This is a genomic window from Pseudoalteromonas sp. SG44-1 (assembly GCF_014164315.1).
Classification (GTDB): domain Bacteria; phylum Pseudomonadota; class Gammaproteobacteria; order Enterobacterales; family Alteromonadaceae; genus Pseudoalteromonas; species Pseudoalteromonas rhizosphaerae.
This window is the reverse complement of the sequence record NZ_JACJEW010000002.1, coordinates 1-25060: the sequence shown is the minus strand read 5'-3', so window position 1 is coordinate 25060 and position 25060 is coordinate 1. Positions and strand designations below refer to the sequence as shown.

22 protein-coding genes are annotated in these 25060 nt (G+C 42.5%); 9 read left to right on the top strand and 13 right to left on the bottom strand.

All coding sequences use genetic code 11. The features are described 5' to 3' along the window. Positions 1-48 precede the first annotated feature (48 nt). The 3 genes from H5187_RS01175 to H5187_RS01165 all read right to left on the bottom strand — a co-directional run bounded on the left by H5187_RS01175 (position 49) and on the right by H5187_RS01165 (position 3464). Complete coding sequence (locus H5187_RS01175) at positions 49-984, bottom strand: biotin-dependent carboxyltransferase family protein (RefSeq protein WP_149982470.1); 936 nt, start codon at positions 982-984, stop codon at positions 49-51. Continuing rightward, positions 981-1649 (bottom strand): 5-oxoprolinase subunit PxpB, encoded by a 669-nt coding sequence (gene pxpB / locus H5187_RS01170; RefSeq protein ID WP_145233263.1) that lies wholly within the window; start codon positions 1647-1649, stop codon positions 981-983. The genes H5187_RS01175 and pxpB overlap by 4 nt, the downstream gene beginning before the upstream one ends. Before the next feature lie 297 nt (positions 1650-1946). Then, positions 1947-3464, bottom strand: a complete 1518-nt coding sequence (locus H5187_RS01165) for a leucyl aminopeptidase (RefSeq protein ID WP_182719002.1) — start codon at positions 3462-3464, stop codon at positions 1947-1949. A gap of 167 nt (positions 3465-3631) precedes the next feature. Between H5187_RS01165 and msrA the strand changes: the two genes are divergently transcribed. After that, positions 3632-4924, top strand: coding sequence for a peptide-methionine (S)-S-oxide reductase MsrA (msrA, locus tag H5187_RS01160; protein WP_182797465.1), 1293 nt, complete (start codon positions 3632-3634; stop codon positions 4922-4924). Positions 4925-5077: 153 nt separating this feature from the next. On the opposite strand, the gene H5187_RS01155 is transcribed toward msrA, so the two are convergent. From H5187_RS01155 to H5187_RS01115, 9 genes are all read right to left on the bottom strand, one after another. Continuing rightward, positions 5078-5956, bottom strand: a complete 879-nt coding sequence (locus H5187_RS01155; RefSeq protein WP_145233266.1) for a LysR family transcriptional regulator — start codon at positions 5954-5956, stop codon at positions 5078-5080. A 359-nt stretch (positions 5957-6315) separates the two neighbouring features. After that, positions 6316-6972: a 3-oxoacid CoA-transferase subunit B gene (locus H5187_RS01150; RefSeq protein WP_145233269.1), complete on the bottom strand. Its 657-nt coding sequence runs from the start codon at positions 6970-6972 to the stop codon at positions 6316-6318. Between the two features lie 12 nt (positions 6973-6984). Next, positions 6985-7683 (bottom strand): CoA transferase subunit A, encoded by a 699-nt coding sequence (locus tag H5187_RS01145; RefSeq protein WP_145233270.1) that lies wholly within the window; start codon positions 7681-7683, stop codon positions 6985-6987. A gap of 54 nt (positions 7684-7737) precedes the next feature. Further along, entirely contained in the window at positions 7738-8649 is a 912-nt protein-coding gene (locus H5187_RS01140) for a hydroxymethylglutaryl-CoA lyase (protein ID WP_145233271.1), read from the bottom strand. Then, complete coding sequence (locus H5187_RS01135) at positions 8642-10618, bottom strand: acetyl/propionyl/methylcrotonyl-CoA carboxylase subunit alpha (RefSeq protein ID WP_182730586.1); 1977 nt, start codon at positions 10616-10618, stop codon at positions 8642-8644. Before H5187_RS01135 ends, H5187_RS01140 begins: the two co-directional genes overlap by 8 nt. An 8-nt stretch (positions 10619-10626) precedes the next feature. After that, on the bottom strand, positions 10627-11397 hold the full coding sequence (locus H5187_RS01130) for an enoyl-CoA hydratase/isomerase family protein (RefSeq protein WP_182794776.1): 771 nt from the start codon (positions 11395-11397) through the stop codon (positions 10627-10629). 10 nt (positions 11398-11407) lie between these two features. Next, entirely contained in the window at positions 11408-13015 is a 1608-nt protein-coding gene (locus H5187_RS01125) for a carboxyl transferase domain-containing protein (RefSeq protein WP_149982463.1), read from the bottom strand. An 11-nt stretch (positions 13016-13026) separates the two neighbouring features. Beyond that, on the bottom strand, positions 13027-14202 hold the full coding sequence (locus tag H5187_RS01120; RefSeq protein ID WP_145233275.1) for an isovaleryl-CoA dehydrogenase: 1176 nt from the start codon (positions 14200-14202) through the stop codon (positions 13027-13029). A 63-nt stretch (positions 14203-14265) separates the two neighbouring features. Further along, positions 14266-14700, bottom strand: coding sequence for a MerR family DNA-binding transcriptional regulator (locus tag H5187_RS01115; protein WP_145233276.1), 435 nt, complete (start codon positions 14698-14700; stop codon positions 14266-14268). 329 nt (positions 14701-15029) lie between these two features. Between H5187_RS01115 and H5187_RS01110 the strand changes: the two genes are divergently transcribed. The 8 genes from H5187_RS01110 (at position 15030) to H5187_RS01075 (ending at position 23781) form a co-directional block, all read left to right on the top strand. Beyond that, positions 15030-16211: an acetyl-CoA C-acyltransferase gene (locus tag H5187_RS01110; RefSeq protein WP_145233277.1), complete on the top strand. Its 1182-nt coding sequence runs from the start codon at positions 15030-15032 to the stop codon at positions 16209-16211. A gap of 89 nt (positions 16212-16300) precedes the next feature. Further along, positions 16301-17791, top strand: coding sequence for a CoA-acylating methylmalonate-semialdehyde dehydrogenase (locus H5187_RS01105; RefSeq protein WP_182797464.1), 1491 nt, complete (start codon positions 16301-16303; stop codon positions 17789-17791). A gap of 124 nt (positions 17792-17915) precedes the next feature. Then, positions 17916-19073 carry an acyl-CoA dehydrogenase family protein gene (locus tag H5187_RS01100; protein ID WP_145233281.1) on the top strand — a complete coding sequence of 386 codons (1158 nt, stop codon included), beginning with the start codon at positions 17916-17918 and terminating at the stop codon, positions 19071-19073. Positions 19074-19083: 10 nt separating this feature from the next. Further along, a complete protein-coding gene (locus tag H5187_RS01095) occupies positions 19084-19863 on the top strand; it encodes an enoyl-CoA hydratase (RefSeq protein ID WP_182797463.1) in 780 nt (259 codons plus the stop codon). Then, positions 19863-21008, top strand: a complete 1146-nt coding sequence (locus tag H5187_RS01090; RefSeq protein WP_182797462.1) for an enoyl-CoA hydratase/isomerase family protein — start codon at positions 19863-19865, stop codon at positions 21006-21008. Before H5187_RS01095 ends, H5187_RS01090 begins: the two co-directional genes overlap by 1 nt. Positions 21009-21012: 4 nt before the next feature. Continuing rightward, a complete protein-coding gene (mmsB, locus tag H5187_RS01085) occupies positions 21013-21903 on the top strand; it encodes a 3-hydroxyisobutyrate dehydrogenase (protein ID WP_182797461.1) in 891 nt (296 codons plus the stop codon). Between the two features lie 3 nt (positions 21904-21906). Further along, the gene (locus H5187_RS01080; protein ID WP_145233291.1) at positions 21907-22668 is read left to right on the top strand and encodes an SDR family oxidoreductase; all 762 of its coding nucleotides are present in this window, start codon (positions 21907-21909) and stop codon (positions 22666-22668) included. Between the two features lie 261 nt (positions 22669-22929). Continuing rightward, positions 22930-23781 (top strand): HDOD domain-containing protein, encoded by an 852-nt coding sequence (locus H5187_RS01075; RefSeq protein WP_182797460.1) that lies wholly within the window; start codon positions 22930-22932, stop codon positions 23779-23781. 378 nt (positions 23782-24159) lie between these two features. On the opposite strand, the gene H5187_RS01070 is transcribed toward H5187_RS01075, so the two are convergent. Further along, positions 24160-24597: a DUF4265 domain-containing protein gene (locus tag H5187_RS01070; protein WP_182718992.1), complete on the bottom strand. Its 438-nt coding sequence runs from the start codon at positions 24595-24597 to the stop codon at positions 24160-24162. Between the last annotated feature and the right edge of the window lie 463 nt (positions 24598-25060).

Genomic DNA, 25060 nt, shown 5'->3' with positions numbered 1-25060 from the left:
GCTGTGTTTATTATTATTTATTAAGCTGAGCTTTTATTTAGTGATTGGTTATCTGATGCTCAAGTTTTTTAGTGCAATAGTCAATTGTTGTAGGTGAGCGTCAAGTTTTCGCTGCGCAGTATTTGCAGCTGCTAGGTTGACGAATTCAAATATTACAAAGTCACCAGGTTTAAGTTGTGCAAATTGGTGTTGATCCGCACTTATTATAGTACCAAGTAGCGGGTATCCTCCGGTTGTTTGGCCATCATTTAGCAAAACGATAGGCTCACCACTGGGTGTTAGTTGGATAGAGCCCGGACTAACAGCTAAAGAAGGCAATGAATGTGTATGCATTAATTGATTATGTTCCGTACTGAGCCTTACTCCCATACGATTACTTTGCGGACTGACTTGCCATTTCGTCTGGGCAAAAAAATCACTAAATTGTTGTGATAGTAATTGTTGATGTGGGCCTGAATGGACGCGGATCACACTGCGCTTAGCGGGGGCAATCGCTCCACGTTGCGGCCAATTGCCATCAAATGGCGTGATTGGGACTTGATCATTGGCTTGTAAAGGCGCGCCCGTTAGGCCACCAAAACCTGCTGCAATATCGGTGGCTGTTGAATTCATCACTGCATGACAATCAATGCCGCCTTTAATTGCGAGGTAGCTGCGAAACCCTTGCCGAGCGGTGGCAAATGTCAGTGTTTGTCCTTGCTCTACTGGGTAACTCCAGCCGGGATAAATACTTACCCCATCAAGCTTTGCTTGCATATCAGCGCCATGCAGCGCAATAACAGTGGCACATTGAAACTGTAATTGTGCTAAGCCTAAAGTGATCTCAATAACACTTTGATTATCATCATTGCCCACTAAACGATTGGCAATGATCATTGCATAAGGGTCAAGCGCACCAGATTGGGCAATTCCTAAATGACGATAGCCATGACGGCCGAGATCTTGAATCGTCATTTGCATTCCGGGCTTTATTACGGTGATCATAATACCGACTCCTTAGTAATAAATTGCAGCGTATCGCCCGGTTGTATTGCGCATGGTGGAGTATTTTCACTGTCAAATAATGCAAAATCACTGTGGCCGATAATATGCCAACCACCGGGCGAATCAGCTGGGTAAATCGCGGTTTGATTAGCGCCAATGGCAACCGAACCTTTGGGCACTCGAGTTCGCGGCTGTGCTCTGCGCGGAGTATGTAATTGACTATTCAGACCGTGCAAATATGCAAAGCCTGGCTGAAAGCCTAAAAACAATACTTGATAATGCCCTTGGCTATGTATATCAATTACTTGTTGTGGCGATAAATTGTGATACTCAGCTACATAGTCTAGATCTGGGCCATAGTCACCACCGTATTGGGTAATAATTTTATGATGCTTACCCTGATAGTCGTGCGGATTTATATTTGCCCACCAAAGTGCTAACTGAGCTTGCCAGTGAGCAAGCGAAGTAGGGTCTATTAAATAAACTGTCAGCGAGTTCATTGCGGGTACTACATCTATAAAGGCGTCGCTGGTGTTGCATTGTTGCACTAGTGCCCAGATTTTTTTTTGAATGCTCAGACTGTCATCGTTTAGGGCAGTGGCATCAAGCAATATGCTGTTATTACTGAGGACACTAATAGTTGGAGAGATAGTTTGTTGATCCATAGCCAAATGTATTTATTATTCTTGAATACCTCAAACTAGCATATAACGTATGAAATGTTTATAGCGATGCGACTAGTTAACAACCTTGCAATATTAACATTACCCAGTGTAGCGCAAACACATTAGTTTGGTTATGGAATGTTCTGGACTAATACACGTAAACTAGATATGTGAGTCAGACTATAAAAAACTGTGGCATATCACTCACTATTGCTTAGAGTAGGTGTTTGATAATGCCACAGTTGTTATAACAACTAATGATGTTAGTAGAATGCATTAAGTTATAATAGCTTACTGCTAATTACTTAACAGCCACTCACTGAGCAAGCGCACACCATAACCTGTGCCGCCTGGTGAAATTTCATCTTTTCCTTTAGTTGCTAGTGCATTACCTGCAATATCTATGTGTACCCAACGAGTTTCACCAGCAAAATGTTGCAAAAAGCTGGCGGCCGTTGTTGCTCCGGGGCCACTTGAGCCTAGGTTTTTAAGATCGGCAATGTCTGAACTTAAGGTTTCTTTATATCCCAGCGGTAAGCGCCATAGGTTTTCGTTTACTTGCATTCCAGCTAAAGTGAGTTGCGTAACAAGCGTATCGTCATCAGAAAACACCGCCGCATAATCGTTACCTACGGCTTTGATTTTAGAGCCGGTAAGGGTGGCAACGTCTATCATGATCTCGGGCTTGAAATATTCACGTGCATACCACATTGCATCACTTAATACTAAGCGTCCTTCTGCATCAGTATTAACAATCTCAACGCTTAAACCTTCTGCGGTGCGAACCACATCACCAGGGGCAACAGCGTATTGCGACACCATATTGGCAGCCATTCCCATAACGGCAACAATGTTTTTGTCAGCTTTTGCAAGCGCCATTGCTTTGATAGTCCCAAGTACAGCGGCGGCGCCAGCCATATCAGATTTCATACGCGCAATTGATGCGCCTGTTTTGATACTATAACCACCAGAGTCAAAGGTGATCCCTTTACCAACCAGAGCAATAGGGGTCGCGTTTGAGCCTTTGTAATGTGCAACGACTAAGCGAGCGCCTTGTTCGCTGCCACGCCCGACAGCTTCAAGTGCCCCCATACCTAGTTCTATTAATTGCTTAGGCTCTAAAATAGTGATTTCTACACCTAGAGACTCAAGCTCTTTTGCCGCACTAGCAAAGTCAACAGGAGTCATTTCGCTGGCCACTTCTGAGGTTAAATCACGTGCTAAAAACACTCCTGCTTGAATGCTTTCAAGTTCAGAATAGTTACGTTTTGTTTGCTTGGAATTACTAACGTCAAAATGATAACTGACAGTGTGAGTGTTCGGAGTTTGTTTATATTTTTCAAAACGATGGTCGCGTAAATTTGCACCGTGTGCAAAGTGAGCACTAAGTACACTGTTATTGTTTACGCCTTCAACGTCATCGAATGCAACCGCAGCAGTTGTTGTTTTACTGCTCATTAATCGCGCATGAATATTACCACCTAGTTTGGTCATTAACGCTCTATCAAGCTTATCTTGCTTACCGGTACCAACAATTAGCACGCGTTTATAGTCACTATTATAAGGTGCAATTAATTCAACAGTACTGGCGTATTTGCCACTAAAACTTTCATTTTCAATAGCGTGCTGTAATTGAGCATTGAACTTTTTATTGATTGAGTTAAATGCGGTATTGCTCCCATCCTCACTGTAAAACAACACTAATGCTTGTGCATTACTATCAAGCTTGGAAGAAAAATTAAACTCTGCAGCATGGCTTTGCGTACTAAGTGCAAGGGCAATTGATAATGCAGAAAAAGCAATAAGGTTTTTCATGTTTGTACCTTTATTAAATAAATACGTTTTACCTCATTTATTCGCATAGGTTAAGTCGGATTCGGTAAAGCCGCAATAATGAGCGATAAAATAACCCACATTCCTGAAATAATATGTTCTGCTTCAAGGTCTACTAAAATGAAGCAACAAATAGAAAGAGGTAGAGTATGTTGGCAGCAAAGAATTGGCTTAAATTAACCACTTTAACAATTTTGTTCAGTGCGGCAAGTTATGGTGTTTCCCTTAACAATGAAAAAGATAATGATATTCAAGCAACAATGCATTTAGAAACCATGGTACTTGGTTCTGGTTGCTTTTGGGGGGCAGAAAAACGTTATGAAGCGCTTGCTGGTGTAATTGATGCAAAGTCAGGCTATGCAGATGGTAAGGGTTTTAAAGCAACTTATCGTAATATTACCCAATCATCGCGCAAGTTCGATGAAAATAATTACGCTGAAGTTGTTCAGGTTACTTACAATAGCAATATAATCAGTGCTGCAACGTTATTAAAAAGTTACTTTGAAAGTCATGATCCAACGCAAAAAAATCGCCAAGGAAATGATATTGGCACGCAGTACCGTTCAATTATTTTAACTACTACTGAGCAACAAGCTGCACTGGCTGAAGAATTAAAACAGCAGTATCAAGATAAACTAACCCAAGCTGGTTATGGCTCTATAAAAACCATTATAAAACCATTAACGGTATTTTTTCCGGCTGAGGAATATCACCAAGACTACTTAGTTAAAAATCCTAATGGCTATTGCCCTGATCATTCAACAGGCGTTGTTTTTGAAAAACGCAGTGATGATAAAGTTGATAATACGGCTTTACTCGCAGGAAAGCAGATAGTGATCATTGATTCACGAGATTACTGCCCTTATTGTGAAAAACTCAAAAAAGATGTGTTAAATGATTATCAAGGAACCATTGCCGTCACTTATCGTAAAGCCGATCAACTTGATGGTTTAACGATTAAATCAGCGACCTGGGCCACCCCAACAATCTTATTTTTAGAAGATGGTAAAGAGGTTTATGGTCGCCAAGGTTATGTGTCTAGCGAAGAGTTTTATAAAGCACTTGGCGCATTTAAATTAGGGGATAGTGAAGCATATACAGTGGCATTTAAGGCCCGTACAGATAGTCCGTTTTGTAAACAGTACGATATTTTTAAAAATACCCCGGATGGTATTTTTATAGACAAACTCAGTGGTGTACCACTGTTTGATACTCGGGATCGGTTCAAATCGGGCACCGGGTGGCTGTCATTTACTCACCCTATCAAAGACAGTGTGACCATGCATGAAGACAATAGTTACGGTATGCAACGTATTGAAATTAAATCTAAATCTACGGGTATTCATTTAGGGCATTTGTTCCCAGGTGAAGGCCCAAAAGGTGAAGATCGTTATTGTATCAATGCAACTGTGTTAGATTTTGTCGCTCGCAAAGACACCTAACAGTTCAGAATAATGGCTGAGGAAATTGCAGAGTAAGGCTTCAAAATAAACTATTTTTACGATAAACCCATTGAGCTGGGTTTATCGTATTTAATGAGTTGTATATCAAATTATAAGAGTACAATTAATGTCGGATCATCACTGTTATTGGCTTTATTTTAAGTGTTTAAATGTGTCTAGCAGCCATTTTATAAATAGCTCAAGCTGTGCATTTGCCTCGCCAGGGTAGTGCTGTACTAAATAGTATTTATCCTTGGTTACTAATGGTTCATCAGTAAAGTTGCACAACCAGCCTTCGTCAAACCATGTTTGACTAATAGGCAAAGGAATTAGCGCTATACCCATACCTTGTTGCGCTGCACGGGCAACACCAAACATACTATCTACTTGTATAATTTGCTTGGGTGAAAAGTCATCAAGGCCTGCATGTTCAGCCCATTGATGCCAAGCCCAAGGACGCGCTTTGTGCAAAATTAACGGCACTTGTTGTAATGCTTCAAGTGGCTTTTTGTGCCACTGTTGCCAATTTTCTTTATTACAAGCCGGTGTGTATTGTAATGAAAACAGCTCGTGGACAACGCCTTCAATTGGCTTCGAAGACGACAGCACAATAGATAAATCACTTTGTTTAGTTAACTCTTTACGCGTTTTCATGGTGTTTAGTTGTAAATTGGTTTTAGGGTGCTCAACAGTCCACTCGCTCAGTTTCGGCATTAATAACTCACTGGCAAAAAACTCTGGCAAAGTAATGCTGATGGTTATATTTTCTTGCAGCTGACTAAATTCGTTAATGGTTTTTTCGAGTGCTTTTATAAGTGGTGATACCGAGTCATAAAAGTTTTTCCCCGCAGCTGTAAGTCTGATCGAGCGTGTTTGGCGCTCAAACAACTCAATCCCTAACTGTTCTTCTAGTTGCTTTATTTGATGACTAACAGCAGATGGAGTCAAATAAAGCTGATTGGCGGCTTCTTTAAAGCTTAGCGTTCTTGCCGCAAAACAAAATGAACGCAATCCTCTGATAGGTGTTTGCATAGTCGTTGCTAGTAATTCTCAATAACGTTAGTTAAGCAATTATTATCCCAATTTGCAAAAAACCTCTGCTTAAAGTATGGGAATAGGTAATATTTGCCAGAATGCCTAATAAATAGACTTTATTGGATTGTTTAATCTGCTATAAGTATTTAAATAGCTAATATATTAAGTTATTTCCGTTGCTTATTAAATTATATGTTTAAGCAATTTCAGTGATTTTCACAATCATGGGGCATTATACGCTATTTGTGTGACAAATTGGTGCAGCCAAAAAAAATCCCTCTTGCGAGGGATTTTGGGTAACTCAGCGCCATTGGCACTGGGAATGAGGTCGGTACAAGGTGGACCTGAGCGTTAAATTAAAAAACCATCTCAGGGATTTCACCATCAACAAGTAATTTACCTGCTGTTTTACTAATAATTTCATCAACTGACACGCCCGGTGCGCGTTCTAAAAGATGAAATGCGCCGTCTTTGACTTCTAACACGGCTAAATCTGTTACTATTTTCTTCACACAGTTAACACCAGTTAAAGGTAAAGAGCAACTTTCTAGCAGTTTCGAGTCACCATGTTTACTTGCATGGGTCATAGTAACGATAATATTTTTTGCACCAGCGACAAGGTCCATCGCGCCGCCCATGCCTTTGATCAACTTTTTAGGGATCATCCACGATGCGATACTACCGTTTTGGTCAACTTCAAATGCACCTAGAACAGTTAAGTCTACATGACCTCCACGGATCATTGCAAAACTATCTGCACTATTAAATATGGCTGCGCCTTTAGCTGCTGTCACGGTTTCTTTACCCGCGTTGATCATATCTGCATCAAGCTCTGCTTTAGTAGGGTATTGCCCCATGCCTAGTAAGCCATTTTCAGACTGTAACATCACCTCAATGTTATCAGGTACGTAGTTTGCCACTAACGTAGGAATACCGATACCGAGGTTAACGTAATAACCGTCTTGTAGTTCTTGTGCAACGCGCATTGCGACTTGTTCACGTGATAATGCCATAATTATTGCTCCTTAATCGCGAGTGGTTACACGTTCAATGCGTTTTTCAAAGTTACCTTTGATCACGCGATTAACAAAAATACCAGGGGTGTGAATTTGGCTTGGCTCAAGTTCGCCTGGTTCAACAATTTCTTCAACTTCAGCAACGGTAATTTTACCTGCTGTTGCGGCCATTGGGTTGAAGTTCATCGCCGTGTGTCGAAACACTAAATTACCATAACGGTCCGCTTTCCATGCTTTTACAATGGCAAACTCACCAGTGATTGATTCTTCTAAGATATAAGGGCGTCCGTTAAATTCTTTTACATCTTTACCTTCTGCCACAGGCGTACCGTAACCTGTTGCTGTATAAAAAGCAGGAATGCCAGCACCACCGGCACGCATTTTTTCAGCCAGCGTACCTTGCGGAGTAAGCTCTACATCAATTTCGCCGCTCAACAATTGCTGTTCGAATAGGGCATTTTCACCCACGTAGGAGGCAATAATTTTTTTAATTTGCTTGTCGTGCAATAAAATACCTAAACCAAAATCATCTACACCGCAGTTATTCGATACCACAGTAAGTTCTTTGGTTTGTTTACGTTTGATTTCGCTGATCAATCCCTCAGGGATACCGCATAAACCAAAACCACCAGCGATAATGGTATCGCCATCTTTTAAGCCTTCCATTGCAGCTTCATAACTTGAAACCACTTTATCGAAACCGGCCATGGGCCCACTCCTTATTTGTAATTATATGACTACTAATTTAAGGCTAAATATAGACTATTGATCAGTAGTTTGATTTTTAAGTGCCAAGGATACCTTGCTCACAGGTTGTTTATTTAATGCCGTGCAAATTGCCCAACCAGCTTTAGCCAGTCTTTCTAAATCAATTCCATGCTCTATGCCAAGTCCTTGTAGTAAGTAAACTACATCTTCAGTGGCAACATTTCCTGACGCACCCTTTGCATAAGGGCAGCCACCAAGGCCTGCAACCGCACTGTCAACCGTTGCTATACCACGCTTTAAGGCAGTGTAAATATTTGTGAGCGCTTGACCATAAGTGTCGTGAAAATGAACAGCTAACAATGACTTATCAATTTCAGCTAGTAGCACGTCCAACAGCTCATCGACCTTTTTTGCGGTACCTACGCCAATAGTGTCACCTAGGCTTACTTCGTAACAACCAAGGTCTAATAACTTTTGACATACTTGTAGTACGCGCTGCGGATCGATATCGCCTTCGTATGGGCAGCCAAGCACACAACTAACATAACCACGAACACGAATATTATGTGATTTAGCAAAGGCCATTACATCAGTAAAGCGGGCTATGCTTTGGTCAATTGAGCAGTTAATATTTTTCTGACAAAAGGCTTCACTGGCAGCGGTAAAAATAGCAAATTCTTTAATACCTACAGCATGGGCTGCTTCTGCACCTTTTAAGTTAGGCGTAAGTGCCGTTAAATTAGTCGTAGGTAAATCAAGCGCACTGATCACATTGCTGGAATCGGCCATTTGTGGCACCCATTTCGGTGATACAAATGCGCCTGCTTCAATGTCTTTAACACCTGCATCAGCAAGAGCGTTAATTAAGGTTACCTTATCTTGGGTAGTTACTGCACGCTCGTTTTGTAAGCCATCACGGGCACCAACTTCAACAATGCGAACATGACTTGGTAGTGTACTATTCATCTGCTGCGCTCTCATCGCTGACAATTGCTAATAGGGCACCATGACTCACCAGAGCACCTTCTGCAAAACAATAGCTTTGCAATACACCATCATGGGGGGCGGTGAGCGTATATTCCATTTTCATTGCTTCTATGATCACCACAGCATCACCTTTTGTGATGGTGCTGCCAACGTCAATAAGGTGTTTTACAACGGTACCATTAAGTGGTGCTGCAAGCGGTAGGGCATCGCTTTCGTGATCACTGATATAGTGTTTATCAAAAATATCAAAGGTAGTTTGCAATGCCTTGTACATTACTGTGATGCTATTGTCTGCAGTAACCACATGGGCGATATGTTTATTGCCATTGATAAATACACTACACAGGTTATTGTCGATACTGCCAGAGGTTGTATAGTCAACCTCATCGATGCGGACTGTGTACCCCGCTTGATGAGCTGTTGCAGTGATCGCATTATCAACGAATGGCACCTTGATTGTTGCTTCTGCATTGAGTTTAAAACCAGCTAGACTGTCCCATGCGTTCTGAGTTCCTTGACGATTAAGCCCAGTTAAATAGCTAAATGCAGCTATAATGCGGCTGCTAACAGCGTGTTGTTGATTAACTTTAAGCAACGCATCGCCTTGCTCTTCAATAAAGTGAGTATCAGGAGCGCCTTGCTTAAAGGTTGCATGGTTAGCAAGGGTGTGTAAGAAGCTCACATTACAACTAAAGCCCGCTAAATGAAATTGTTCAAGGGCTGTGCTTAATCGTGCTAAAGCTTGCTCGCGCGAGTCATCATGAACGATCAATTTAGCGATCATAGGATCGTAAAATGGACTGATCTCATCCCCTTGCATGATCCCAGTATCAATGCGTACATACTCAGATTGAACTGGTATATACAAGCCATTGATGGTACCAGAGCAAGGAATAAAGTCATTGCTTGGATCTTCGGCGTAAATACGCGCTTCAAAGCTGTGGCCCTGTAATTGGATATCACTTTGTTGCATGGGTAATGGGTTACCTGCGGCGACGTTAATTTGCCAATTAACTAAATCGACACCAGTCACCATTTCAGTAACAGGGTGCTCAACTTGCAGCCGGGTGTTCATTTCCATAAAGAAGAATTCATCGCCACACAGTAAAAACTCCACCGTGCCTGCACCTCGGTAATTGATCGCAAGTGCACAGCGTACTGCGGCTTCTCCCATTTCTTTGCGTAGTTCGTCAGATAAACCAGGCGCGGGGGCTTCTTCAATCACCTTTTGATGGCGGCGTTGTAATGAACAATCACGATCACCTAAGTACACACAGTTACCGTGATTATCAGCAAACACTTGCACTTCAACATGGCGTGGTTTATTAACATAGCGCTCAAGTAGTACTAAGTCGTTACCAAAACCGGCGATTGCCTCACGCTGTGCACCTTGTAGAGCACTGATAAAGTCTTTTGCATGTTCAACCACGCGCATGCCTTTACCACCGCCACCAAAGGCTGCTTTGATAAGCACTGGGTAACCAATTTTTTCAGCTTCAGCTTGTAAAAACGCAGGATCTTGTTTGTCACCATAATAACCAGGTACTAATGGTACATTCGCGGCTGCCATTATTTCTTTGGCGCGGGTTTTTGAGCCCATTGCTTCGATACTGCTCGCTGGTGGGCCTATAAACGCAATATTATTGGCTTCACAGGCCTTTGCAAATTCACTGTTCTCAGATAAAAAGCCGTAACCAGGGTGAATGCAATCAGCACCGGCATCCAGTGCTACTTGGATAATTTTATCAGCTACCAAATAGGAGTCTTTACTCGGCGCTGCGCCAATATGGTAGGCTTCATCGGCGAGTTTTACATGTTGTGAATTTTTATCTGCATCAGAGTAAACCGCCACAGTGGTTAAGCCCATTTGCTTTGCGGTACGCATAACCCGACAGGCAATTTCGCCGCGATTAGCAATAAGAATTTTTTGTAATGATTGTGTGCTCATGGTGATCCCTATTTTTGCCAATTTGGTGGGCGTTTTTCAAAAAAGGCAGATAACCCTTCTTGACCTTCTTCAGATACGCGAATTTTGGCGATACGCTCTGCGGTTAAATTTATGATTTGTTCACTAATATCATGGCCAGCTACATCGTTGATCAATTGTTTTGCTGCGCGAACCGCGACAGGGCCGTTGTTGATCAGTGTTTCGAGTAGTTGATCAAGCGCGCATTCAAGTTTACCGGTTACTTGATGAATTAAGCCTAATTGCTTGGCTGTGTGGGCATCAAAAATCTCAGCGGTTAAAAAATAACGACGTGCAGCGCGCTCGCCAATGGCTCTGATCACATACGGGCTGATTACAGCTGGAATGAGGCCAAGTTTTACTTCGCTTAAACAAAACTGTGCATTGTCTTGGCATATGGCTATGTCACAACAGGCAATTAAGCCCAGTGCGCCGCCAAATGCCGCGCCTTGCACAGCACATACCGTTGGCAGTGGGCTGCTGGCTAATACATGCATTAATTTGGCAAGTTGTTTTGAATCCGCAAGATTCTCACTGAAGTCATTGTTTGCCATGGACTTCATCCAATTAAGATCAGCCCCTGCAGAGAAATGCTCTCCCTCAGTTTTTAAAACAAGGGCGCGTACATCTAAGCTATTAGCATGCTCTATACATTGAATAAGTTCTTGGATCACTTGCTCGTTAAAGGCATTGCGCTTTTCAGGGCGACTTAAAACGAGTACAGCCACATTTGATTTAGTTATTTGTAGTGTTACTGACATACTCACGTCCTTACATTCTAAATACGCCGAATTGCGAATCACGTTTTGGTGCATTGGCTGCGGCACTGAGGGCTAAACCTAGCACACTACGGGTATCTGCTGGATCGATGATACCGTCATCCCACAAACGGGCGCTGGCATAGTATGGATGACCTTGTTGCTCGTATTGCTCGATAATCGGCTGTTTAAACTCGCTGATTTGCTCATCAGTCATGCTTTGGCCTTTACGGGCTAAACCATCTTGTTTAACTTGCGCCATAACGCCTGCTGCTTGTTCGCCGCCCATCACAGAAATACGCGCATTAGGCCACATCCACATCATAGTCGGTTCAAACGCACGACCACACATGCCATAGTTACCTGCGCCATAAGAGCCGCCAATTAATACGGTAAATTTTGGAACATCAGCACACGAAACAGCCATCACCATTTTAGCACCGTGTTTAGCAATGCCTTCGGCTTCGTATTTTTTACCTACCATAAAGCCGGTAATATTTTGTAAAAACACCAGTGGAATATTTCGTTGTGCGCACAGCTGTATAAAGTGCGCGCCTTTTTGAGCTGACTCACTAAACAAAATGCCATTGTTAGCAACAATCCCAACCGGATGACCATAGATTTTCGCAAACCCAGTCACTAAGGTATCGCCAAAGTAACGTTTAAACTCATCAAACGAAGAGTCATCCACGGTACGTGCAATCACTTCGCGAACATCAAATGGCTTTTTAAGATCGGTGCCAACAATGCCGTATAATTCGTTAATATCATAACGCGGTGCTTTTACTTGCTCTAATATTGGCGAAGTAGGGCGTTGATAATTAATTCGTTCAATACATTGGCGAGCAATTGATAACGCATGAGCGTCATTTTCAGCGTAATGATCGGCAACCCCTGATGTTTTACAGTGGACATCAGCGCCGCCAAGTTCTTCTGCGGTTACCTCTTCACCTGTAGCCGCTTTTACCAGCGGTGGGCCGGCTAAAAATATTGTGCCTTGCTCTTTTACAATGATGCTTTCGTCGGCCATTGCAGGCACGTACGCGCCACCTGCGGTACATAAACCCATAACGACTGCAATTTGTGGAATGCCTTTGCCCGACATCCGCGCTTGATTATAAAAAATACGACCAAAGTGCAGTTTGTCAGGAAACACATCATCTTGCTCAGGTAGGTTGGCACCACCTGAATCAACCAAATATATACACGGTAGGTGACACCGCTCAGCAATATCTTGTGCGCGTAAATGTTTTTTAACGGTTAGCGGAAAATAGGTGCCGCCCTTAACTGTCGCATCATTGGCGATGATCATACATTCAACGCCTTTAACACGGCCAATACCAGCAACTACACCGGCACAAGGAATCGCTTGCTCATAAACACCAAAGGCTGCAAATTGTGAAATCTCTAAAAATGGTGAACCTTCGTCAAGTAAGGTACTAATGCGTTCACGCACGAACATTTTACCACGGCTTTCATGGCGTTCTATTAACGCTACGCCACCACCTTGGCTGATCTCGCTTACTTTATCGCGTAAATCATCAACCAGTGCCGCCATATTTTTATGATTTTGCAAAAACTGCGGGTCGTGAGGGTTGACGCTTGATTTTAAAATAGTCATAGCGCTTATCCTTAACGGCTTTCAGTAAATAATTCGCGACCAATTAGCATGCGACGAATTTCCGAGGTACCGGCACCAATTTCATAAAGCTTAGCGTCACGCAACAGGCGGCCAGTGGCGTATTCGTTGATATAACCGTTACCACCGAGAATTTGAATAGCATCAAGTGCCATTTTAGTTGCCAGCTCTGCCGCATATAAAATTGCGCCTGCGGCATCTTTACGGGTGGTTTCACCGCGATCACATGAACGCGCAACAGTGTATACATAAGAGCGAGCTGCATTCATTTGTGTATACATGTCGGCTACTTTGCCTTGTATCAGCTGAAATTGACCAATCGGTGTATCAAACTGCTTACGTTCATGAATATACGGTACTACAATATCCATACAGGCTTGCATGATACCCAGCGGGCCTGCCGCTAGTACAACACGTTCATAATCAAGGCCACTCATTAGTACCTTAACGCCTTCGTTTAAATTGCCAAGAATATTCTCTTCTGGTACTTCACAGTTTTCGAACACTAATTCACAGGTATTTGAGCCGCGCATCCCGAGTTTGTCGAGTTTTTGGGCGGTAGAAAAACCAGGGAAATTACTCTCAACAATAAATGCGGTGATGCCTTTAGCGCCAGCGGTTAAATCAGTTTTAGCATAGATCACTAAAGTATGCGCATCTGGACCATTGGTGATCCACATTTTATTACCGTTTAAAATGTACTTATCGCCTTTTTTCTCGGCTTTAAGTTTCATTGATACTACGTCAGAGCCTGCGTTTGGCTCACTCATGGCAAGGGCACCAATGTGCTCACCACTAATTAATTTAGGTAAGTATTTTTCTTTTTGTGCTTGCGTGCCATTGCGATTAATTTGATTAACACACAGGTTAGAATGAGCACCGTAACTTAGGCCGATAGAGGCACTCGCTCGGCTAATTTCTTCCATTGCGATTACGTGTTCAAGGTAACCAAGACCGGCACCACCGAGCTCTTCGGGTACGGTCATACCTAGTAAGCCCATTTCGCCAAGTTGTGGCCAAAGCTGATTAGGAAACGCATTATCAAGATCGGTTTTTTCAGCTAAAGGGGCAATTTCTTGGCTAGCAAAACTGTTTACATGATCGCGGATCATATCTGCGGTTTCGCCAAGGCCAAAGTTCATTTCTTTATATAGTGAAATAGTGCTCATGATTCATTCCTGTGTGAGAGACTGTTAATGAATAGTCATTTAATCGTTATTGTTTAAAGCTAGTTATTCATCTAATTGATTTAAGGTGTCGCGACAACGACGCTCTGCGGTTACTAATTCCATCAAGACAACTTTAATGTCATCCATTTGTTGGCTTAGATCAGCTTTTTTATCTGAAATTAAGTCAAGCATAGTCACTAACTGTTTAGCGCTGGATTTATCGGCATCATAAAGTTCAAACAAACGGCCTGTTTCAGCTAAGGTAAAACCTAACCGCTTGCCACGTAAAATAAGTTTTAAACGCACTTTATCGCGTTTTGAATAAATACGGGTTTGGCCATTACGCTCAGGTGAAATTAAGCCCTGATCTTCATAAAAGCGAATTGAGCGGGTGGTTATATCAAACTCTTTAGCCAGTTCACTGATACTAAAGGTTTGTTCATTGCTTGCCGGTTCGGCGGCTGAACTTGCAAAGTTTGTTTGATTATCTTGATTCATAGTGTTTTTACCTCATTCGAATAACTCCAATATAAGTGAAGTTTACGTAAAGGTAAAGTGGATTGTAGAACTTATACTTTAGACTAATAACCTAAAGCCATAAATAGCAGGTGTAACCTGTATTAATGCAGCTTGCAGGGGCGCTGTTTGTATTAGGCTACAGCAAAATAAAGATATGTTTACACTTTCGTTGGGCGCAAAAACCTTGATTTTAGATTTACGTTGGCGTAAACGTAAATATTATGTATGCTCATAAGCAGATTATAAATTACAGTGTTTGGCTAATCTCTGCATATGAATATAGCCAATTATAAAATGGAGCCTTTTTTATGACTACCGAAGCCGTTGTTATTGTAGCAGCAAAACGCACCCCAATGGGTGGTTTTATGGGAGCCCTTAGTGATGCAGCCGCCACTGAGTTAGGTGCAACAGCCATTGCCAGTGCGCTTGCTGACACCGGATTAAGCGATACAGCTATTGATGAAGTGATCATGGGCTGTGTATTACCGGCAGGTTTAGGTCAAGCGCCAGCACGTCAAGCAATGTTAAAAGCAGGTCTTGCGCGCAGTACTGGCGCTACGACCATCAATAAAGTATGTGGTTCAGGTTTAAAGGCCGCCATGCTTGCACATGATTTAATTAAAGCCGGTTCAATTAACAGCGCGGTTGCAGGTGGCATGGAAAGCATGACCAACTCGCCATATTTTATTCCTAAAGCGCGTGGCGGTATGCGTATGGGCCATGGCGAAATTAAAGATCACATGATGAGTGATGGCCTAGAAGACGCATACGATAATAAAGCGATGGGCTGTTTTGCTCAAGATACGGCTGATGAATACGGTATTGGCCGCGAGCAAATGGATGAATTTGCACTTAATTCACTGACCAAAGCCAATGCAGCGATTGCAAATGGCGATTTTGTAAATGAAATTGCGCCGCACACTATTAGCTCTCGCAAGGGCGATGTAACCATCAGCATTGACGAGCAACCAGGTAATGCACGCCCAGAAAAAATTCCCGGTTTGCGTGCTGCGTTTAAAAAAGACGGCACCATCACTGCGGCTAATTCATCGTCAATTTCAGACGGTGGCGCAGCCCTTATTTTAATGAGTGAATCGCACGCCAAAGCACAAGGGCTTACGCCACTGTGTCGTATTGTTGCGCACAGTACCCATTCTCAAAAACCAAGTGAGTTTACTCTTGCTCCTGTTGGCGCAATGAATAGTTTGCTTGCAAAAGCAGGCTGGACAACTGACGACGTTGACTTATGGGAAATTAACGAAGCATTCGCCATGGTAACAATGTTGGCGATTAATGAATTAAAACTTGATGCCAGTAAAGTGAATGTTAATGGTGGTGCTTGTGCACTTGGCCACCCAATTGGTGCTAGCGGCGCACGTATTTTAGTGACACTTATCCATGCTCTTAAAAATCGTGGCCTGAAAAAAGGCGTAGCGTCTTTATGCATTGGCGGTGGCGAGGCGGTCGCACTGGCGGTTGAAGCACTATAAATTAGTTAAATTTAAACTCTTACAGCCGTAGGCTCTTTTAACAATAACTACTGCGGCTTAATTTATTACCCTCTGGGGAGGAGTGCGTTATGCACCAAGTACCATTACTGATCAACGGCGAATTTGTTCAATCAACATCAGATCAACTGATTGACGTTATTAATCCAGCAAACCAAGAAGTGTTAGCACAAGTTCCGTGTGCTAACGACGCTGAAATGGATGCGGCTATCGCATCTGCCAAAGACACCTTTAAAAGCTGGAAAGACGTGCCAATTACTGAACGTGCGCGCATTATGATGAAGTATGCAGCACTTTTAAAAGAGCACCACGATGAACTAGCCACCATTATTTGCCATGAATTAGGCAAAACCTTTGAAGATGCCAAAGGCGATGTTTGGCGTGGTATTGAAGTGGTTGAGCAAGCAGCTAATGCGCCATCTTTAATGATGGGCGAAACCATGGAAAACGTGGCCCGTAAAATCGATACTTACTCATACATGCAACCACTGGGTGTGTGCGCGGGTATTACGCCGTTTAACTTTCCAGCGATGATCCCACTATGGATGTTCCCACTTGCGATTGTCTGTGGTAACACCTTTATTTTAAAACCCTCTGAGCAAGATCCGCTGACGCCAATGCGACTCGCTGAACTGTTCATTGAAGCCGGCGCACCAGCAGGTGTATTACAAGTTGTTCATGGCACTAAAGTACAAGTTGACCGCTTATTAGAAGATCCCGTAGTACGCGCAATTTCGTTTGTTGGCTCGTGTGGCGTAGGTGAATACATTTACTCTAAAGGCACGGCTAATTTAAAACGTGTACAAGCCTGTGTCGGTGCTAAAAACCACATGGTGATCATGCCTGATGCAAGTCGCTCACATGTAGTTAATAACCTTGTTGGTGCCTCTGTTGGTGCTGCGGGTCAGCGTTGTATGGGTATTTCAGTGGCGGTGTTTGTTGGCCAAGCGAAAGACTGGGTTGAAGATATCAAAGCCGGTTTTGCCAATGTGCGCCCGGGTGTGTGGGATGACAAAGATGCAGCCTATGGTCCGCAAACATCGACCGCAGCCAAAGCGCGTATTTTGTCACTGATTGCACAAGGTAAAGAGCAAGGTGCAACGTGTTTAATTGATGGCTCTGATTTTACTGTTGCAGGCTATGAAAAAGGTAACTGGGTAGGACCTACCTTATTTACTGACGTCACCACTGAGATGGATTTATACAAAGAAGAAATTTTTGGCCCAGTACTGGCGTGTATGTTTGTTGATTCGCTTGATGAAGCAATCGCGCTTATAAATGATTCTCCATTTGGGAATGGCACGTCGTTATTCACCTCAAGTGGTGCGGTTGCGCGTAAGTTCCAACATGAGATTGAAGTTGGTCAAGTGGGTATTAACGTACCAATTCCTGTGCCACTGCCATTCTTTTCGTTCACCGGTTGGAAAGGTTCATTCTATGGCGATACGCATACGTACGGTAAGCAAGGTATTCGTTTTTATACTGAGACCAAAACAATTACTTCACGTTGGTTTGAAGACGAGATTGCCTCTGGTCCAAACATGAGCATTAATCTTAAATAACTAATTTAACTTACTCCACATAATAAAAAAGAGGGGCACGAAGGCTATTTCACACACAATATTGCCTTCGTTGCTCTTCACGAATATCTAATTTGACAACGCAATTATAAACAAGAGGTCTCCAATGGACTTTAATTTAACTGAAGATCAGCAAGCATTTGCTCAAACAGCTCGTCAATTCGCAGAATCAGCACTGGCTCCTTATGCAGCAAAATGGGACCGCGAACATATTTTTCCAAAAGATACCATTAAAGCTGCAGGTGAACTGGGTTTCTGTGGTTTGTATACGCCAGAGGAAGCAGGCGGTTTAGGCCTGTCGCGCTTAGATTCAAGTATTATTTTTGAACAGTTGGCGATGGGTTGTACAGCTACAACCGCCATGTTGACCATTCACAATATGGCGACCTGGATGATTGCAAGTTTTGGTACTGAGCAAACAAAAGCTCAATATTGTGACCAACTTGTTATGGGTGAACTACTAGCTTCTTATTGTTTAACAGAGCCTGGTTCAGGCTCCGATGCAGCCTCATTGAAAACAAAAGCGGTTCGTGATGGCGATGATTACGTGATCAATGGCTCAAAAATGTTTATCTCAGGCGCAGGCGAGACCGAAGTGTTAGTAGTTATGGCGCGTACTGGCGGTGAAGGTGCGGCGGGTATTTCTGCGTTTGTAGTACCGGCTGATGCCAAAGGCGTTGAATACGGTAAAGCAGAAGAAAAAATGGGCTGGAATGCGCAGCCAACACGACTAATTAGTTTTGAAGATGTACGCATACCTGCTCATAATTTATTAGGTCAAGAAGGTGAAGGCTTTAAGTTTGCAATGCAAGGCCTTGATGGCGGGCGTATTAATATTGCAACTTGTTCAATTGGCACTGCCCAAGCGGCACTTGAAACAGCCCGTGAATACTTAAAAGAACGCACACAATTTGGTAAACCGTTGGCTGCTTTTCAAGCGCTGCAATTTAAAATTGCCGATATGAATACCGAGCTTGTTGCGGCGCGTCAAATGGTGCGTTTAGCGGCTTTTAAACTTGATAATAATGACAGCGAAAAAACCACTTATTGCGCCATGGCAAAGCGTTTTGCCACTGATGTAGGTTTTACTGTGTGTAATGACGCACTACAAATTCATGGTGGTTATGGTTATATCAAAGAATACCCACTGGAGCGCCACGTTCGTGATGTGCGCGTTCATCAAATTCTTGAAGGTACTAACGAGATCATGCGGGTGATTATTGCACGCCGTATTTTAGCTGAATCAGCAGCCGATATTCTATAAGGAGCGCGAAATGTCAAACCCAAGTATTGAATTAACCATTGAAGGTCACGTAGCGATTTTAACCATGTCTAATCCGCCAGCGAATACCTGGACTAAAGACACGTTAATTGCCTTAAAAAATATGGTAAATGAGCTCAATGGCAATAAAAATGTTTACTCCTTAGTGATCACCGGTGAAGGTGAAAAATTCTTCAGTGCTGGTGCTGATTTAAATGTATTTGCTGGTGGCGATAAAGGCGTAGCAGCGACTATGTCGCAAGTATTTGGTGACGCATTTGAAGCATTAACTGCATTTAGAGGTGTATCCATTGCCGCGATCAATGGCTATGCCATGGGTGGTGGTCTAGAAGTGGCGTTAGCATGTGATATTCGCATTGCAGAAGAGCAAGCACAAATGGCACTACCAGAAGCCAAAGTAGGTTTACTACCGTGTGCGGGTGGCACGCAAAACCTAGCATGGTTAGTTGGTGAAGGCTGGGCTAAACGTATGATCTTATGTGGTGAGCGTCTAAAAGCAGATAAAGCCCTACAAATCGGCTTAGTTGAAGAAGTGGTACCACAAGGCGAAAGTCTTGCTGTGGCACTTAAATTAGCTACTCAAGTGGCAGATCAAAGTCCTGTTGCTGTTAGTGCCTGTAAAACCCTGATCCAAAAGGGCCGCACTCAGCCAATGGCGCATGTATTACCGCTTGAACGTGAGTTATTTGTTGGTTTGTTTGATACACAAGATCAACAAGAAGGGGTGAATGCCTTCCTAGAAAAACGCAAAGCAAATTGGGTGAATGGCTAATGATTGAGTTAACGCAATTAAATTCACCAGATGCGCCCGTGGTGTTTGAAACTGCGAGCGCTGCAAACGGTTCACTCATTGGTTTTGCCACGCTCAACTCCCCTAAATCGTTAAATGCACTTAATTTTGAGATGATCAAATTATTAGCGCCGCAACTTAACGCATGGGCGGCTGACAGTAATGTAGCGATGGTGATACTTAAAGGGGCAGGGGATAAAGCATTTTGTGCCGGTGGTGATGTAGTCAGCCTGCATAATGCTATGAACAGCGGTGAACCGGCAAATCTAATAGAAGATTACTTTGCTCACGAATATCGCCTTGACCACCTCATTCATTGTTATGATAAACCGATCCTTGTTTGGGGTAATGGTATTGTGATGGGCGGCGGTTTAGGCTTAATGGCGGGTGCAAGTCATCGTGTGGTAACTGAGAACTCACGTATAGCTATGCCTGAGCTAACAATTGGTTTATACCCAGATGTAGGCGGCAGTTATTTTCTACATAAAATGCCTGAACATGTCGGCTTATTTTTGGGGTTAACTGCAGCGTCTATTAATTGTGACGATGCAATGTATGTGGCATTAGCTGATCACTACCTCAAAGCGGATAAATACGACACTCTGATTGAGCAATTGTGCAGCATTAAGTGGGGTAAAACGGCTTCATTGAATCACGAGAAGCTGACCAGTTTACTTACCGAACTTGATAATGTTTCTGGGCGAATGCCAAAAGGCAATGTAAAGGCGCATTTAGCCACCATTCAACAATTGGGTGAATTTACTGATCTACGCGATAAAGTAAATTATATCTTAAATCTAGAAACTGACGATACGTGGCTTACCCGAGCACAAAAAGCATTAAAGCATGGTTGCCCGCTCAGTTGCGCCTTAGTTGAGCGTCAACTTGCTAGTTCAAAAGGTAAAAGTTTAGGCGAATGCTTTCAAATGGAACTGGGTATGTCGGTTCGCTGTGGTGAAGTCGGCGAGTTTCAAGAAGGTATTCGTGCGTTACTGATTGATAAAGACGGCGCGCCTAATTGGCAGTTTAAAACGCTTGAACAGATCCCAGATGAATTAGTCGAGAGTTTTTTCGTTCAACGTTGGGATCACGACTCACATCCACTAAAACAACTTACACAAGGATAATGTTATGTCACTTTCTATTGGTTTTATTGGTTTAGGTAACATGGGTGGCCCAATGGCTGCCAACTTAGTTAAAGCGGGTCATCAGGTTAAGGTGTTTGATTTAAACCGAACGGTCGTAAATCTACTTGCTGAAAATGGCGCGATCGCCGCGGATGATGCTAAACATTGTGCAACGGATGTTGATGTATTGATCAGCATGCTACCGGCCAGTAAGCACGTTAAGTCACTTTATTTAGGTGATACCGGTCTTGTCCATGTGTTAGCTAAAACCACATTGGTTATTGATTGCTCAACGATTGATGCTGCATCGGCGCGCGAAGTCGGTGCTGAACTTGGTGAACACGGTATTGCCTTTGTTGACGCGCCAGTGTCTGGTGGCGTTGCCGGTGCAACGGCTGGCACATTGACCTTTATTGTCGGTGGTGGCGATGAGCAATTTGCTAAGGCCCAGCCGGTGCTTGCTGATATGGGTAAAAATATCTTTCATGCAGGTGATATTGGCGCAGGACAAGTCGCAAAAATTTGTAATAACATGCTATTGAGTATTCTTATGGCGGGAACCAGTGAAGCAATTCAAATGGGTATAAATAATGGCCTTGACGCAAAAGTGCTGAGCGACATTATGACCGCCAGCTCTGGTCGTAACTGGACTCTTGAGCTTTACAATCCTTGCCCAGGTGTGATGGACACAGCCCCTGCTAGTAATGATTATAAACCAGGCTTTATGGTTGATTTAATGGCTAAAGACCTAGGTCTTGCGATGGAAGCCGCGCAGCAAAGTAATTCAGTAACCCCGATGGGGTCAATGGCTAAAAACCTTTATACCATGTTGCAACACCAAGGTGCGGGCAGCGAAGACTTTAGCGCCATATTTAAATTATTCTCGAAGGAGTAACAGGTGGAAATTAAAAATAATACCGTGGTGATCACCGGTGGCGCACAAGGCTTAGGATTTGCAATGGCGCATAAACTTGCGTCGCTTGGTGCTAATATTGCGTTAATTGATATGCAACAAGCGTTGTTAGATGATGCAGTTGCTGAGCTTAGCCAACATGGTGTAACTGTAAAAGCCTATGTTGCCAATGTGACTGATGAAGATGCGGTGGTAAATACATTTAATACCATCAATACAGATTTTGGTCATATTGGTGTATTGATAAATAATGCCGGTATTTTACGCGATGGTATGTTTATCAAAGCCAAAGAAGGCAAAGTGGTTGCAAAAATGGCGCTTGATCAATTTAAGTCAGTGATTGATGTAAACTTAACCGGCGTGTTTTTAGCGGGGCGTGAAGCTGCATGTCATATGATTGAATCGGGTAAAGGTGGCGTGATAGTTAATATGTCGAGTGTTGCTCGTGCAGGTAACATTGGTCAAACTAACTACGCTGCGTCGAAAGCGGGTGTGGTAGCGATGACTACAGGTTGGGCAAAAGAGCTTGGCCGTTTTGGTATTCGTGTAGGTGCCATTGCACCAGGCGTTATTCGTACTAATATGACTGATGCTATGAAACCAGAAGCCAAGCAGCGTATGCTAGCAGTAACACCCGTAGGGCGCTTTGGTGAAGCGGATGAAATTGCGCACACAGCACAGTATATTATCGAAAACGACTTCTTCACCGGTCGCGTGGTTGAGATTGACGGCGGTATTCGTTTGTAAGTAAACCTTTTTTAAGTGTAATAAAACGGCAAGCCTCGGCTTGCCGTTTTTGTTTTATAACTTAATTGGTTAATAAAGTAGCATTTTAAATGGCACTGTATGTACATACAGTGCTTTTTTTGTTTATCAGTAATAGCTTAACGAATTGGGCTGTAATTCATTTAGCGCTTCCTATTTTAGTTGTCATAGTTGCGATGAACTTCTACTATTAATTATCTATTTGTTCTTATAATGATAAGCACCTTCAGGGATCAAACATACATGATTGAGATAAACGAACAGATACTGAAAGATATAAATAGAAATTTTATTATTCCTCCTAAACCTGAAATATTAACTGAGTTACAAAATTTAATAGCAACTGGCGATGCGCCTATTGCTGATGCCGCTAAGGTAGTGGTAAAAGATTTAGCAATTTCATCAGCAATACTAAAAATAATAAATTCTCCTGCTTATGGCTTATCTCGTACTGTTGCTGATATAAAACAAGCCGTGATGTTTCTTGGTTGGGACGGAGTCAATACGCTTGCACAGGGCTTGAAATTAAAAGAAATGTTTGCAACCGATAACAGCTGTATTAGTTTAGAAAGATTTTGGGATACTTCAACCGAGATTGCTAATGTAAACATGATGATAGGTCAGCGTCTTAAAAAACAGATAGCCATAGAGCCCTTGTATACGCTTGGGCTTTTTCATGATTGCGGTGTGCCTCCTATGGCAATAAAATATGATAATTATTTAACCGCTTTACACTGTGCTAATCAAACAGACAAAGAAACTATTATTGAGATTGAAGAGCGTTTATATAAAACAAACCATGCAGTTGTTGGCTATTATTTTGCTAATAGTTGGCATTTACCAAAAGAGATATGTCAGTTAATCCTCAACCACCACAATGCAGCTATTCTTGCTGAGGTGACAGATACAGATGAACAAATCTGCTTTGCTATTTTGAAAATGTCTGAAAACTTAGTGACTACGGTCAGACGAGGCTCGCCTATACCACAGTGGGGTATTATAGAATCAAAAGTCTTAGATGTACTGCATTTGAATGATGATGAGTATTGTGACTTAAAAGAGGACGTTATTGATTTTTTAAACAGTTGCTCATAAATAATTAATTAAGGTTCTTAGCTTTCGCCTCAGCTATCGTTTAGTGCCAATGTTAGTCCAGTTTTTAGCACTATATTTCTACTTGCTTGGGCACCTTACTGAGCAGCCTAATAACCTTGAGCCGCTGTTACCCTGGAACATTGAGTAAACTAGGTGTTGTTAGCCATATGCTTACCGTTGAAGCTCGAAAACAAAAGGAATTAACATTGCGCTAGGCAATGACTTAGATTCACAAGGTTTAGTGTCACTGAGAGATATTTGGATCAATATTCATTACGGGAGATGACCCGCCCATTGCACTTCATTTTAATAAAAAGTGCATGATGGGTGGTGTGGGGGCTGGAGGTTATAGACCTACGTTTACCCGATTAGGTTAAATTAATCACCGTGCCTCCAGACTGGAAAAGCATATTCTAAGCCTTGTTCTTCATGTAAATCTAATAGTGGATCTAGTGCATCAAGATCTAGTCCTGGCGGTACATCGACTGACATTAAAGAAAACTGGTTGAGAGTCTCAACTTTACAACCTAGTCGTTTAAGCATATCTATGAAAAAAGTGGTATCTATACCATCATTATTCATAACCCAGATAACAGAATGACCTGACTTTTTTACAACTTTAAATTCAAATATATGCTCATTTACTTCATCCGGAGTAGCAGAAAAAATATCGCCATAAGCCAAATCAGGAACAAAGAAAGGGGCATTAACTAACTTATAGTTACCATTAACTCGCTCGCACCAAGCACCTTCAGCACTTACTGGTGGCCAACCGTTTTCGATATCTAAAGCGAACATTACTTTTTTGGCAGACACTGAACTTCCTTTTTCACCTAACGAGCTTGTAGAATAACTCGTTTTTAATTTATTTTTATTGATGCATTAACCATAGCCGAGTTCCTATTTTGATTCAATCGACAACTGACTTTCACATAAAATATAAAAAAGGATTTGCTGTTGCTTTAATTGGCATTTTGCAAGGTATTACAGTTGGTTTACTGGCTATATTACGGCTTAAGTGGTTTTAATGCAGCCTGTTTGCAGCTTTTCTATATTATGAACTAAGCAATACAGTTGTATTGGGAGTTTACTTTCGTTTTAACCCGTAAGATCAGTTTTTTCATGCCTTTGTTGACCGTAAAATTTCGCTTTTCACCTCAGTAAAGCGGCTCTATAAAACCACGTTGTTTGCCATTCCTTCAAGAAAAACCTGTCGTCGCGCCATTGGACTGTCTATTTTGACCTTTATTTTAATTAGCTAACGGTGGATTTAGATCAC

Excerpts from the sequence above, each read along its gene's own strand:
- H5187_RS01175 (WP_149982470.1), bottom strand. The coding sequence starts at position 984 with ATGATCACCGTAATAAAGCCCGGAATGCAAATGACGATTCAAGATCTC.
- pxpB (WP_145233263.1), bottom strand. The coding sequence starts at position 1,649 with ATGGATCAACAAACTATCTCTCCAACTATTAGTGTCCTCAGTAATAAC.
- H5187_RS01165 (WP_182719002.1), bottom strand. The coding sequence starts at position 3,464 with ATGAAAAACCTTATTGCTTTTTCTGCATTATCAATTGCCCTTGCACTT.
- msrA (WP_182797465.1), top strand. The coding sequence starts at position 3,632 with ATGTTGGCAGCAAAGAATTGGCTTAAATTAACCACTTTAACAATTTTG.
- H5187_RS01155 (WP_145233266.1), bottom strand. The coding sequence starts at position 5,956 with ATGCAAACACCTATCAGAGGATTGCGTTCATTTTGTTTTGCGGCAAGA.
- H5187_RS01150 (WP_145233269.1), bottom strand. The coding sequence starts at position 6,972 with ATGGCATTATCACGTGAACAAGTCGCAATGCGCGTTGCACAAGAACTA.
- H5187_RS01145 (WP_145233270.1), bottom strand. The coding sequence starts at position 7,683 with ATGGCCGGTTTCGATAAAGTGGTTTCAAGTTATGAAGCTGCAATGGAA.
- H5187_RS01140 (WP_145233271.1), bottom strand. The coding sequence starts at position 8,649 with ATGAATAGTACACTACCAAGTCATGTTCGCATTGTTGAAGTTGGTGCC.
- H5187_RS01135 (WP_182730586.1), bottom strand. The coding sequence starts at position 10,618 with ATGAGCACACAATCATTACAAAAAATTCTTATTGCTAATCGCGGCGAA.
- H5187_RS01130 (WP_182794776.1), bottom strand. The coding sequence starts at position 11,397 with ATGTCAGTAACACTACAAATAACTAAATCAAATGTGGCTGTACTCGTT.
- H5187_RS01125 (WP_149982463.1), bottom strand. The coding sequence starts at position 13,015 with ATGACTATTTTAAAATCAAGCGTCAACCCTCACGACCCGCAGTTTTTG.
- H5187_RS01120 (WP_145233275.1), bottom strand. The coding sequence starts at position 14,202 with ATGAGCACTATTTCACTATATAAAGAAATGAACTTTGGCCTTGGCGAA.
- H5187_RS01115 (WP_145233276.1), bottom strand. The coding sequence starts at position 14,700 with ATGAATCAAGATAATCAAACAAACTTTGCAAGTTCAGCCGCCGAACCG.
- H5187_RS01110 (WP_145233277.1), top strand. The coding sequence starts at position 15,030 with ATGACTACCGAAGCCGTTGTTATTGTAGCAGCAAAACGCACCCCAATG.
- H5187_RS01105 (WP_182797464.1), top strand. The coding sequence starts at position 16,301 with ATGCACCAAGTACCATTACTGATCAACGGCGAATTTGTTCAATCAACA.
- H5187_RS01100 (WP_145233281.1), top strand. The coding sequence starts at position 17,916 with ATGGACTTTAATTTAACTGAAGATCAGCAAGCATTTGCTCAAACAGCT.
- H5187_RS01095 (WP_182797463.1), top strand. The coding sequence starts at position 19,084 with ATGTCAAACCCAAGTATTGAATTAACCATTGAAGGTCACGTAGCGATT.
- H5187_RS01090 (WP_182797462.1), top strand. The coding sequence starts at position 19,863 with ATGATTGAGTTAACGCAATTAAATTCACCAGATGCGCCCGTGGTGTTT.
- mmsB (WP_182797461.1), top strand. The coding sequence starts at position 21,013 with ATGTCACTTTCTATTGGTTTTATTGGTTTAGGTAACATGGGTGGCCCA.
- H5187_RS01075 (WP_182797460.1), top strand. The coding sequence starts at position 22,930 with ATGATTGAGATAAACGAACAGATACTGAAAGATATAAATAGAAATTTT.